Genomic DNA, 12,146 nt, shown 5'->3' on the forward strand with positions numbered 1-12,146 from the left:
CCCCATGCCCAATTCCCCATTACCATGACTAATTCTTTGTTTTCCGTTGAAAATCTGCGAGTAGCTTATCCTCAGCGGCGGGGCCAATCCGGTTGGGCCGTTGATGGGGTTTCCCTGGCGCTGGAACCGGGGGAAAAACTGGGATTGGTTGGGGAGTCTGGCTGCGGTAAGTCAACTTTGGGAAGGGCGGCGATGCGGTTGTTACCTGATTCAACGCTGGTGGAGGGGCGGGTTGGTTTTGCGGGAGAGTCGGTTTTTGAGATGAATGCTTCGCGCCTCAGACGGTTTCGAGGGGAAGCTGTGGCGTTGATTTTTCAAGATCCGATGACTCGTCTCGATCCTTTGATGACTGTTGGGGAACACTGTATCGAGACTTTGCAGGCTCACAGACCGAATTTGAATCGCAAGGAAGCTAAGAAACGGGCGATCGAGATTTTGGATGCTGTGAAAATTCCGGCCTCTCGCTGGTCGCAATTTCCCCACGAATTTAGCGGCGGAATGCGCCAAAGAGTCGCAATTGCTTTGGCTCTTTTGCTCGATCCGAAGTTAATTGTGGCGGATGAACCGACGACGAGTTTGGATGTAACTGTCGCTGCTCAGATTTTGCAGGAATTAACTAGACTTTGCGCTTCCAGGGGAACGGCTATTTTGTTGATTTCTCACGATTTGGCGATGGTGGCTGAGTATTGCGATCGCATTGCGGTGATGTACGGCGGTAAAGTCGTGGAAACAGGGCCGGTGCAAGATGTATTTGAACGCCCGCAACACGAATATACTCGATCGCTCCTGAAAGCAGCTTTGCACATTCAAGCCGATTCCGAGACGGGGAAGATAGAACCAACAGGCGATCGGCTTAAGTCCGAGTTAAATTCGCCTCTTTTGACAGTGACGAATTTGCAGCAGCACTATAGTTTAGAAAGCAATTTATTAGACCAGTTATTTTCGCGGAACCGCCAGGTAATTAAAGCCGTAGACGGCGTTAGCTTAGAGCTAGAACGAGGGGAAATCCTCGGGCTGGTAGGGGAGTCCGGCTGCGGGAAAAGCACATTGTCTCGCACGATTTTGCGGCTAATTCCTCCGACGGGTGGCAAAGTGGAATTTCAAGGCATAGATATCACTGCCCTCAGCCACGATGCTGTCAGGAAACACCGCCGCCAAATGCAAATGGTATTTCAAGACCCCCACGCTTGCTTGAATCCGATGATGACTGTCGGACAAAGTATTGCTGACCCTTTGTTGATTCACAAATTAGCTAATGGAGATGAAGCTAAAAAACAAGTAATCCAAATGTTAGAGCGGGTGGGTTTGACCCCTGGGGAGGATTTCTTTCGCCGCTATCCGGGGGAACTGTCGGGGGGACAGCAGCAGCGGGTTTCCATCGCCCGGGCTTTGATTACTCGCCCGCAACTGATTATTTGCGACGAACCGGTGAGTATGCTGGATGCTAGCGTGCAGACTCAGGTTTTGGAGCTGATGCTGGAGTTGAAGCAGGAATTTAATTTGACTTATCTGTTTATTACGCACGATTTGTGGGTGGCGAGGTTTTTTTGCGATCGCATTGCGGTAATGAATGCGGGAAAAATTGTGGAAATTGGCAAGACTAGGGATATTTTTACTAATCCGCAGCACCCTTATACTCAGCAGTTATTGCAGGCAGCTCCTTTACTGGCTCGAACTCAATAAAAATGTATAAAATTAGGGCAATCTGATATCAGTCACGAACTTCTAGGTGGATTTCGGAAATTTCTGATTAAATTGGTTAAAGTGAAGGGATAGTTTTCAAATCATCCCACGGACACCAAGCACTATATGGCAGAATCTGACCTAGGCAGTTTTGCGGTGGCATCCGAAGCCTCACTCGCAATGGCAGAGGATGAGGACACTGAGATCGATCGTCCGACGGTAACTAGATCGTCAGCATACAACAGTTGGTCTGCCGACGATCCCGTGGGAGCTTTGTTCAAAGAAATGGCTCGCTATCCTCTACTGAGTGCCACCGAAGAGGTAGAATTGGCACGCCGCGTTCAAGAATTGGTAGCCCTTCAGGAACTAGAAGAGCGTTTAAAGCAGGAATTGGACAGAGTACCAACAAAAGCTGAAATCGCCTTAGCTTTGGGGGTGAGCGAAACTCAACTGCAACAGATTCGCTACCAGTGTCAGTCGGCGAAACGGAAAATGATCAGCTCGAATTTGCGCTTGGTGGTTTCCATCGCCAAACGCTATCTCAATCGGGGCGTGCCTTTTCTTGATTTAATTCAGGAAGGAGCTTTGGGTTTGAACCGAGCCGCCGAAAAGTTCGATCCTGAGAAGGGTTATAAATTTTCTACCTATGCCTATTGGTGGATTCGCCAAGGAATTACCCGCACAATTGCCAATCAAGGGCGGACGATTCGGTTGCCGGTTCATATTGTCGAACAGTTAAATAAACTCAAAAGAGTTTATCGGGATCTGAGGCGTTCTCTTCAACGCAATCCCACTGAACTTGAACTTGCTAAAGAAATGGAAGTTTCTTCCGAACAGCTTCGTTACCTCCAGCAAGTGCGCCGGCAATCTTTGTCTCTCAACCACCGCATCGGTACTGAAGAAAGTTCGGAACTTTTGGATGTTATTGAAGATAACTCGACGCAATCTCCAGAAGCTCAGATGAATGAGATGATGATGCGCCAAGATATTTTGGAGGTGTTGGATAATATTTTGACTGAGCGGGAAAAAGAGATTGTTGCTATGCGTTACGGTTTGATAACTGGCGAACCTTACACTTTAGAAGAAGTCAGCAGTTTGTTCAATTTGTCCCGCGAACGAGTCCGTCAAATTCAAAATAAGGCGATGCGAAAGCTGCGCCGCCCTCAAGTGACGGAACGATTGAAGGGCTGGTTAAAATAAGCTAAAAAGCTTTGAATTTGCATTGTGAAAAGTCTTAAATATCGGACGGCGAATGGAATTCGCGTCTATACAAACAAAACCCGCCTCCGCAGGTTCAACTGGTTTAACTTGTTCCAAGGCAGAGCCTTGGAACACATATCCAGAGGCTCTGCCTCGGCTGGGAAATAAGGAGGCAGAGCCTCCAGATCTGCGTTACCAGGCACAGCCTGGTAACGAGTAGAATGTGCTTTACCAGGCAGGAGCCTGGTAACAAGTAGAATGACCAATGACTACCCTTCGGCTTCGCTCGGAGGGCGAGATGACTAATGACGGCAGGACCACCCTTCGACTTCGCTCGGAGGGCGAGATGACTAATGACCAATGACCAATGACTAATGACTTCTGTTATATTTAATTGTTGATTGTCGCTTACTACTGATTGATTTATGTCTGATGCGGTGATTTTGCGTCCAGCTACCCGTGCTGATGTGCCGGTGCTGTTTGATTTGATTAAGGCTTTAGCTGAGTACGAAAAGTTATCTGATGCGGTAACAGGTAATGCGGTTGATTTGGAAAATCATTTGTTTGGCGATCGCCCTTTTGCTGAAGCGATTCTAGCAGAATGCGAAGATCGGATTGTCGGCTGGGCGCTATTTTTTTACAATTATTCTACTTTTTTGACTCAGCCGGGGATTTATTTGGAGGATTTGTTTGTGCTCCCTGAGTTTCGAGGGCGGGGAATTGGTAAGTCTTTGATTGTTTATTTGGCGCGGTTGACAGTCGAAAGGGGCTGCGGGCGTTTGGAGTGGAGTGTGTTGGATTGGAATGAATTGGCGATCGGATTTTACAAGGGTATTGGTGCTGATGTGATGCCCGACTGGCGGATTTGCCGGGTTGCGGGGGAGTCTTTGGCGAGTTTGGCCTCGAAGTGATTTTATCAGTTGGCGATCGCGCTCCGAATCTCAGAAACCGGGTTTTTTGCGTGATTTGCGGTTGGGAACGAAATATTTTCGGAAAAAACCCGGTTTCTCGCCACCCCTGCGTCAATTCTCAGAAACCGGGTTTTTGCGTGATTTGTGGTTTGGAACGAAATATTTTGGGGAAAAACCCGGTTTCTCGCCACCCCTGCGTCAATTCTCAGAAACCGGATTTTTGCGGGCTTTGCGGTTGGGAACGAAATATTTTTGGTAAAAACCCGGTTTCTCGCCACCCCTGCGTCAATTTTTTGTGGCGCAAATTCCCATCAATAATTGGCAAAAATATAGGAAAATTTAAGTGACAGTAGATTTTGACTGAGAGAGTAGATCGTGATTATTTGGGTAAACGAGCAAATCGATCCGTCGGGTATTCTTTATGCTTGCATTGCTTGTTGCGATGAGACTCAAGCGAAGCAATGCCACGAATCTTTTGAGCAGAATTTGACCGCAGAGCAAAAACAGCAGGGCTGGGTTGCTACCTTGCGAACAGTTATTTCTTGGGATGATGTGCCTGTTAATTCTTTGAAATTAAATTGATCGGCGCCAGCTAATCAGCAGATTTAGGATTGCCGTATTTCGAGTCGATCGCAATGGCGCAAAACATAGCACATTATTTCGGAAAATGCAAGATAATCCGTTATCGGAACCCTGGAAGAGAAGCCCATTTTTTGTAAAATTCCCACAAATCTGGTGAAAGTGTATCTGAAGTTACAATGCTGCAATCGTTGATGGCGGATACTCTCAGGATTCTGCGCGATGGTTGCGGGAATTTGGGCGGGAACTTTCGGGGTGCAGTGCGGCCCGCACGCGAAGGCGAAAAAGCGCGAAAGTGCGATCCTGTTCGAGGGTACCGCTAACGATAAATCGCTTTTTTCCAACGGGTTTTAGCATTACTATTAATCGATAGAGGCATTTCAAATTGTCAAGTTAAGTTTTTATGATTGAAACCTTATTTCATGCTTATACGCCTCTAGTTATCTGGACGGGCTTGGGACTGCTGATATTTCGGTACATCCCAGTTGATTTTCCCAAGCTGCTAAGCCGCTTTCTTTTCTGGATGGGAATACCCCTACAAATTGCAGTTTTAGCCCGTCAGAGCGATTTTTCCGGTGCTGTGGGATTCACACCGGCGATCGCCATATTCGTGTTATTTCTGAGTACGAGTTTAGCTTCGTTGACTTGGGTGTTGTTGCGGTGGCTGAGTGCAAGGCACGTCAAAAACCCATATTTTCAGGGAAAAAATTCTCTAGTTAATTTATTTTTTTTAAATATAAATTCATTGACGCGATCGAGCCAAGGCAGTTTTATCCTAGCTGCGATGTTAGGCAATACCGGCTTTGTCGGATTAGCAATCACCCCCGCCATCATCAGCAGCGATAACAACAACTGGGCTGTCTTGTACAGCGTCACCAACAACGTGATCGGCAGCTACGGTTTTGGTGTACTTATTGCCAGCTATTTCGGCCATTCCGAGGAAAAAAATCACTGGTGGATTCAGCTTCGGGACGTGCTGACAGTTCCCGCCCTGTGGGCATTTATCATAGGTTTTTTCACTAGAAATATCCCCCTACCTGAGACAGTAGAATCGGGCTTGCAAACCGCAGTTTTGGGGGTAATAGCTAGTGCTTTGGTGCTGGTTGGTATCCGCCTGAGAGCTATTAAAACATGGCAAAGTTTTGAACTAGCATTAATCCCGTCGCTGTTAAAAGTGCTAATTGTGCCGGTGCTGCTCGGAGTTGGTGCTAGTTTTTTTGGATTGAGCGGCGATCCGAGGTTGGTTTTGGTGTTGATGTCGGGAACACCCACAGCTCTTTCGGTGCTGATTTTAGCAGAAATTTATGAGCTCGATCGCGATTTGTTAGCTAGCAGCATCGCCCTCACTTCTGTAGGTTTACTGTTAATGCTCCCGCTGTGGTTAGCTTTCTTTAGCTAATATTACCTGAACTATCAAATCAGATTGCTAAAATTTCGGATTACAATTGACAGTAATTGCACGGGAAACGACGATGAACGAGACAAGAACTCCTACAGATTTGCCTCCTGCATTCCCCGATCGCACCCAACAGCCAGAGGAAGACGGTACATTCAGCAAACAGCTTTAGTCCTGGACGCACTGGTGGCTAGAAACCGGGTTTTTTCACGAAAATTATGCGCTCTCACCCACAGATTAGGTAAAAAACCCGGTTTCTTTGAGGTTAATGCGTCCAGGAGCGAGCTTGAAAGCGAACAGAAACAGTCAACCATCCTATCTATCTATTCCCCGATGACAAACTCAGTTTTGATCGATCGTATAGGTAACTGGAATCCGCAACTGCTGCGGGAACTTCGCGGTAGACTCAAACCGCAAACAGTCATTGCAGCAGTCTCATTTTCGGTCATCTGCCAAATTATTTTACTGCTGATTATCCCGCAAACTTCCCCCTTTGTCCCAGAAAGCCACTGGCTGAAAGTGTGGCAAACCATCACTTGGATGCTGCCCTATGTAACATTTACCGTCGGAAGTTATTCGATTGTCAGCGACATCGGACACGAACAGAAACGGGGAACTCTCAATTTCATCCGCCTGAGTCCGTGTCCCGCATGGCAGATTCTGCTCGGTAAAATGCTGGGCGTTCCCGTACTGCTGTATATTTCCCTAGGGCTGGTGGTTCCCCTGCACTGCTTTGCCGGCTTGCAAGCCGGGGTTTCGCTACCCCTAATAGCAAGCATCTATCTGATGCTCCCGCTGGGATGCGCTATCTGCTACAGCGCAGTGATGATTTGCGCGCTGCCTGAAACACAGAGAATGGGAAACCTACCAAAGGCAACAGCCTTTGGATGTGCTGCGATCGCCTGTTTCTTGATATCGCCTCTCTACATGAGCTGGAACATCAACATCACGTGGCGGCCGCTGTTGGCGAATCCAGAAATATTAGGACACCAACATCCTGTTGTTTCGTGGTTTTTGCTGCCGGTTAACACGATAGGTTTTGTGTCTCACACTTTTACTTTAGCGGTGTTAGGCACTACTGCGTTTTTGCTGTGGCGAATACTGTTGCGGAATTTCAACCAACCGCGATCGAGCGCGATCGGGAAACGGCAAAGTTATGCGATTTTAGCTTGTGTAGAAGTTCTCGCTCTAGGCTTTTTACTACCCCCAAGCTGGGCGAATGCGGGTTACGCTATTTTTCTGTACGTTTTGACCGTTATCCTGCTGTTGGTGTTAATGCTTGCTATCTGCCCTCAACACCAAGCTTTATTAGAGTGGGTACGGTATGATTCTCCGGGCTGGCAAAACTTAATTTGGTCGGATCGAAGCCCTATGTTGCTGGCTGTTGTTATCCATCTCATCATCGCAAATGCGCTGTTATTACCTTGGATATTTTGGATAGGTATCGGCACTCAAAAACTTGTAGAAACAGGTCTGCTAGTTCTGTGTACGACGAATACGATCTTAATTTACGCCACCTTCATCCAACAAGTTTGTGCGACGAAAATGCGCGATCCAATGGCGCGGGCGATATGGGGATCGATCTTTTTGTCGATGTTTGCTTCCATACTGCTCCGATTTTTGGAACTAATGCCCGATCGCATTCCTGCAACCGCCGCACTTTGGACGCTATTCGGCTATGGGTTTTGGCAGTTCGACAAACCAACAACAATACCTTTTGTGGGATTAGGAATCCTTGCTCAATGGCTGTTTCTGGCATTTCTGCTGTGGAGATTTCAGAAAACTATGCAGAAATTGAAAGCAGGAACTTAGGGCGATTTTCCATTTTTCGATTTGAGATTTTGGATGGGGAGCGATCGCAAATACGCGATCGCCCTTGATGGGTATAGTATTGCTCCCGCACTTGCCGATTGACGAGGATTTACGTGCTGGTACAGGACGATCGGCGAATTTCAACCCACTATGTCCCGGTATAATTGTTGCGGTAATTGTTTGATAACTCGCCGAAAAGGAGCCAAATCATTCAACCCGTGCGAGAGAATCAGAGCACCTTGAACTGCGATCGCGGCATCTTCTCCGCGCTGATGAGCCAATGTTTCATCCAATCCTGCTGTCATCAACACCTCTGCGATCGCATCAATCCAAGTCCGCAATAGGTTTTGTACTTGAGGATGAAAAATCTCGCGTGCCGAACCCATTAATAGGATGGCAAATAAGCAAGGTTGTTCCCCTCCTTCATATAACTCGCTAATGCGATCGCACATTCTCTGGAGCCTAGTCAAAGTATCTCCCTCACTGCGAAGGGCTTGCAGAATGTTTTGCTCCAGCCCTGCTCCAAGGTGATCCAACACAGCTCTTACCATCTCTTCCTTACCACCGGGAAAGTGATGGTACAGACTTGCTTTACCCAAACCTGTGGCTTCAGAAATTTTAGATAGGGTTGCTCCGTCGTAGCCATGCTGTCGAAACAGTTGCAGCAGGCATGGAATATAGGTTTCTTGTGGCATGGACAGCAATTTTGAGTTGACCTATTGGCAATGTACCGTTCGTTCGGTACATTAATCTTATACCGAACGAACGGTACAAACATTGAGTATAGCAGTGGACAGTTGACAGTGGACAGTTGACAGTTGCAGAATCAGGAAATCAAACCGTTTGGGCTATGGGTTAGGAGGCTCTATTCATGAAATTATTTATGTCCTCACCGATGTGGCGGTTGCTATAATTCACAACACCTGCAAAGTGTTGCCTATCATCTATAGCAGTGGACAGTTGACAGCTTGCGCGCTCGCGAAGTCGAAGAGTGGACAGCTCGCGCGCTCGCGAAGCCGAAGGGTTGACAGTTACATAACCCGAATCAAACCATTGATTCGGTACGGGTATCGGCTCTATTCATTCCGGTTATTTATGTCCTCACCGATGTGGCGGTTGCTATATTGTTCTCTCTTCTTCAATCAGAAGGTATCACCCATGATTAAGCTTTACGGTCACGAAGTGTCTGGCAACAGCTACAAAGTCAGACTTTTACTTTCACTCCTGAATCTTGAATACGAATGGATCAAAGTTGATTTGATGAAGGGCGAACACAAATCACCAGAATTTCTTGCTCTCAATCCCTTCGGTCAAGTTCCCCTGCTAGTCGATGGTGACACTATCCTTGCTGATGCTCAATCGATTTTAGTATCTTCGCCGGAATCCCCACACTATACCTGTACCCAGGTTAGTGCAGGGATGGATAGGTCGATTCACGTAGGTACGTAGTTAATCAATCTTATCGTCCTATGCAATACGAAGGACTGTTTTGGATCTGATCGAGCCTCCGAAACCCTTACGGGTTATATGGTGGGCTGTTTTTTCTTTCGCTTGAGTCCTGCGGTAAGTCTCAAAAAATGCGTTAAGAATGGCAGGGCTTCCTTTGTAAGACTTACAGGGCCGTTAAAAAACTGTCCGGACTATTGCTATGGCTACACCAAAATGTTATGATGACATTAATCAAGAGCCGTGTATGAGAACAAGTTACCAATATAAATTACGTCCCACAAAACAGCAAACTATTGAGTTAGACAGATGGTTATCCATGTTGTGCGCTCAGTACAACTTTTTGGTGGCCGATCGATTTAATTGGTACGAGCAAAACCGTTCCCCTATTAACGCTTGCCCTTTAATTTGCCATCTACCGGAGTTACGAGACAATCCCGACTACTACAACCAGAAAAAGACTCTACCACAACTCAAAAAAACACATCCTTGGTACAAAGATATCTATTCTCAAGTCCTTCAGGATGTAGTGAAACGAGTCAAGGTGACATTTGACAGATTCCTCAAAGGAGATGGTAATGGAAAACGTAGTGGTAGACCCAGATTTAAGGTACGTAACCGTTATCGCACTTTCACCTATCCTCAAGTAAAAGATGGGTGTTTGCAAGGCAATATGATTAACTTGCCTATGTTAGGAAAAGTTAAAATCATCCTACATCGTCCAATTCCTGATGGATTTAAAATCAAAACTGCATCTGTTACCAAAAAGTCTGATGGTTTTTATCTAACTCTTTCCCTAGAAGATTTGACGGTTCCTGCAATTAAGCCAGACTTTAACCCAGATTTAATTACGGGAATCGATCTGGGTCTCAAGGAATTTTTAACTACTTCCGAGGGAGAAACGGTTGCCATTCCTCAGTATTATCGTCAAGCCCAAAAACGGTTGCGGGTTGCTCAAAAACGCGCATCACGTCGCAAAAAGGGCAGTAATCGAAGACGGAAAGCGGTTAAGCAACTTGGGAGACAACACAAAAATGTCGCAGACAAACGGAAAGACTTTCACTTGAAAACGGCTAATTATCTGTTATCTAAGTATGACGTAATCGCCCATGAAGATTTAAATGTGAAAGGTCTGGCTAGGACAAAATTAGCTAAATCTGTGCTGGATGCTGGGTGGTCAAGTTTTCTGTCGATTCTAACTTTCAAAGCCGTAAATGCTGGAAAGTTGGCAGTCCCAGTTAATGCCCATAATACTTCACAAAATTGCTCTAATTGCAGTGAGAAAGTCCCAAAAAAGCTACATATTCGGTGGCATGACTGCCCTCACTGTGGATGCAGTCTTGACCGCGATCGCAATGCAGCGATTAATATTAAAAATAGAGCGGTGGGGCATCCCGTTCTGAAAGCTCAGTTAATGTCCGACGGAATACCGGGAGTCACTGAGAAGCCTACACCATACTGTACTCATTTGGTGTAGGAGTATGTCACTATACCTGGCTCGTCAGTACGGTAGCGACCAATGGCTACCCTTAGAGACGATACCTCTGAGTCGAGTTGTACGTTGGTTGTCAACCACTGCGGGTGAAATTCGCCAAGGGCCCGAACACGCTCGTCTTTACTATCTGTTTGGTGCAGCAAGCAACATCAACATTGACCGGGCAACTCAAAAAGCAGAGTTGATTCTCGCTCAACTAAATCAACATTTGAGCGATCGCGCGTGGCTAGAATTTGAACATCCGACGATCGCAGATGTGGCAGTCTTTCCCTACGTGTATTTGGCTCCCGATGGCAAGATTTCCCTTGCTCCCTATCCCCACATTCAACACTGGATTACACGAATCAAACAACTTCCTGGGTTCATCGAGATGCAAGACGGGATTGAGGCTTCCGCAAAGATATAGCGATGCAGAACTTTGGATGAGAATGGTAAATAATTTTTTCCATTCCTGCGTTTAGGACTCTCAAAATTATCAAGAGGACAGTGCTATGCCTCGTAAATTCACAAAAATTGCCTTCACTCCCGCTGTCAAAGCTGCCCAAGCACAACGCGGATCGCGAGAAACTTACGCTCGGTTTGAACTCGTTGGGCCTGAGAACGATGCGATAACACCTGAGATTGAAGAATTCATTGCTCAAATCGATGGATTTTATCTGGGAACTGTTAGTTCTAATGGCTATCCCTACATTCAGTTTCGCGGTGGTCATCCAGGTTTTTTGCAAGTTTTGGATGAGAAAACATTGGGTTTTGTTGACTTCAAAGGGAATGTTCAGTATGTCACGGTTGGTAATCTTTCAGACAACGACAAAGCTTTTATATTTCTTATGGATTACCGTCACCGTAAACGACTAAAAATTTGGGGGAGAGCCAGATATGTAGAGGGCGATGGCGAACTAATGGAGCGATTGAGAGTACCTGAAGATGACTCAGAAGTTGAACGAGTTATAATCTTTCAAGTCGAAGCCTGGAACTGGAATTGTCCGCAACATATTCCCCTTCGCTACTCCGAACAGGAAGTTGCGGCACTGCAAGCGAGAATTGCTGAGCTGGAAATGTTGCTGGGCGATCGCTAATCTGAAAACCTTTTGCAGTCACAAACTACTTATGGAAACCAAACCACCTCTACCGCCCTTTACGCTAGAAACAGCCAAAGCCAAAGTTCAAGCCGCCGAAGATGCCTGGAATACCCGCGATCCCGAACGAGTGGCCTTAGCCTATACAGAAGATTCTCAATGGAGAAACCGCGCCGAATTCTTCAGCGGACGGGAACAAATCAAAGCTTTCTTAACACGAAAATGGGCAAAAGAACTAGATTACCGTTTAAAGAAAGAACTCTGGAGTTTTACAGATAATCGAATTTCTGTACGCTTCGAGTATGAGTGGCACGATGATTCCGGCTACTGGTATCGCGCCTACGGTAACGAACAGTGGGAATTTGCCGAAAATGGGTTAATGCGAAGACGTGAAGCCAGCATTAATGATGTTCCAATTCAAGAGTCTGAACGGAAGTTTCGATAGAGGTTATTTGTGAGTTGCTAGACACAGGTTTGAGCGTGCGGATTTTAGTCCTCGGATTTAGAAGGACTGAAGTCCTCACTACGAACCGGTTTGAGCGTGCGGA

At 46.4% G+C, this 12,146-nt stretch carries 13 protein-coding genes; 12 read left to right on the top strand and 1 reads right to left on the bottom strand.

The features are described from left to right. Positions 1 to 24: 24 nt before the first annotated feature. The 7 genes from QUB64_RS05530 (at position 25) to QUB64_RS05560 (ending at position 7,581) form a co-directional block, all read left to right on the top strand. Positions 25 to 1,683 carry an ABC transporter ATP-binding protein gene (locus QUB64_RS05530; RefSeq protein WP_333265675.1) on the top strand — a complete coding sequence of 553 codons (1,659 nt, stop codon included), beginning with the start codon at positions 25 to 27 and terminating at the stop codon, positions 1,681 to 1,683. A 126-nt stretch (positions 1,684 to 1,809) separates the two neighbouring features. Next, entirely contained in the window at positions 1,810 to 2,883 is a 1,074-nt protein-coding gene (locus QUB64_RS05535) for an RNA polymerase sigma factor, RpoD/SigA family (protein WP_333265677.1), read from the top strand. Between the two features lie 425 nt (positions 2,884 to 3,308). Next, positions 3,309 to 3,794 carry a GNAT family N-acetyltransferase gene (locus tag QUB64_RS05540; protein ID WP_333265679.1) on the top strand — a complete coding sequence of 162 codons (486 nt, stop codon included), beginning with the start codon at positions 3,309 to 3,311 and terminating at the stop codon, positions 3,792 to 3,794. Further along, entirely contained in the window at positions 3,791 to 4,141 is a 351-nt protein-coding gene (locus QUB64_RS05545; RefSeq protein WP_333265681.1) for a hypothetical protein, read from the top strand. The genes QUB64_RS05540 and QUB64_RS05545 overlap by 4 nt, the downstream gene beginning before the upstream one ends. 28 nt (positions 4,142 to 4,169) lie before the next feature. Further along, on the top strand, positions 4,170 to 4,376 hold the full coding sequence (locus QUB64_RS05550) for a glycogen debranching protein (RefSeq protein WP_333265683.1): 207 nt from the start codon (positions 4,170 to 4,172) through the stop codon (positions 4,374 to 4,376). Between the two features lie 400 nt (positions 4,377 to 4,776). Next, positions 4,777 to 5,772, top strand: a complete 996-nt coding sequence (locus QUB64_RS05555; RefSeq protein ID WP_333265685.1) for an AEC family transporter — start codon at positions 4,777 to 4,779, stop codon at positions 5,770 to 5,772. Positions 5,773 to 6,102: 330 nt separating this feature from the next. After that, positions 6,103 to 7,581, top strand: a complete 1,479-nt coding sequence (locus QUB64_RS05560) for a hypothetical protein (RefSeq protein ID WP_333265687.1) — start codon at positions 6,103 to 6,105, stop codon at positions 7,579 to 7,581. A gap of 140 nt (positions 7,582 to 7,721) precedes the next feature. Here the strand turns inward: QUB64_RS05560 and QUB64_RS05565 are convergent, their stop codons facing one another. After that, positions 7,722 to 8,276 (bottom strand): TetR/AcrR family transcriptional regulator, encoded by a 555-nt coding sequence (locus tag QUB64_RS05565; RefSeq protein WP_333265690.1) that lies wholly within the window; start codon positions 8,274 to 8,276, stop codon positions 7,722 to 7,724. Positions 8,277 to 8,739: 463 nt separating this feature from the next. Between QUB64_RS05565 and QUB64_RS05570 the strand changes: the two genes are divergently transcribed. The 5 genes from QUB64_RS05570 (at position 8,740) to QUB64_RS05590 (ending at position 12,043) form a co-directional block, all read left to right on the top strand. Next, on the top strand, positions 8,740 to 9,030 hold the full coding sequence (locus QUB64_RS05570; protein ID WP_333265692.1) for a glutathione S-transferase N-terminal domain-containing protein: 291 nt from the start codon (positions 8,740 to 8,742) through the stop codon (positions 9,028 to 9,030). 244 nt (positions 9,031 to 9,274) lie between these two features. Next, on the top strand, positions 9,275 to 10,504 hold the full coding sequence (locus QUB64_RS05575) for an RNA-guided endonuclease InsQ/TnpB family protein (protein ID WP_333265694.1): 1,230 nt from the start codon (positions 9,275 to 9,277) through the stop codon (positions 10,502 to 10,504). 4 nt (positions 10,505 to 10,508) lie between these two features. Continuing rightward, positions 10,509 to 10,928, top strand: coding sequence for a glutathione S-transferase C-terminal domain-containing protein (locus QUB64_RS05580; protein ID WP_333265696.1), 420 nt, complete (start codon positions 10,509 to 10,511; stop codon positions 10,926 to 10,928). An 85-nt stretch (positions 10,929 to 11,013) separates the two neighbouring features. Then, positions 11,014 to 11,598, top strand: coding sequence for a pyridoxamine 5'-phosphate oxidase family protein (locus QUB64_RS05585; protein WP_333265698.1), 585 nt, complete (start codon positions 11,014 to 11,016; stop codon positions 11,596 to 11,598). Positions 11,599 to 11,629: 31 nt separating this feature from the next. Continuing rightward, positions 11,630 to 12,043, top strand: a complete 414-nt coding sequence (locus tag QUB64_RS05590) for a nuclear transport factor 2 family protein (protein ID WP_333265700.1) — start codon at positions 11,630 to 11,632, stop codon at positions 12,041 to 12,043. Positions 12,044 to 12,146: the final 103 nt, after the last annotated feature.

It is taken from the genome of Microcoleus sp. Aus8_D2 (assembly GCF_036702665.1).
Lineage (GTDB): Bacteria > Cyanobacteriota > Cyanobacteriia > Cyanobacteriales > Microcoleaceae > Microcoleus.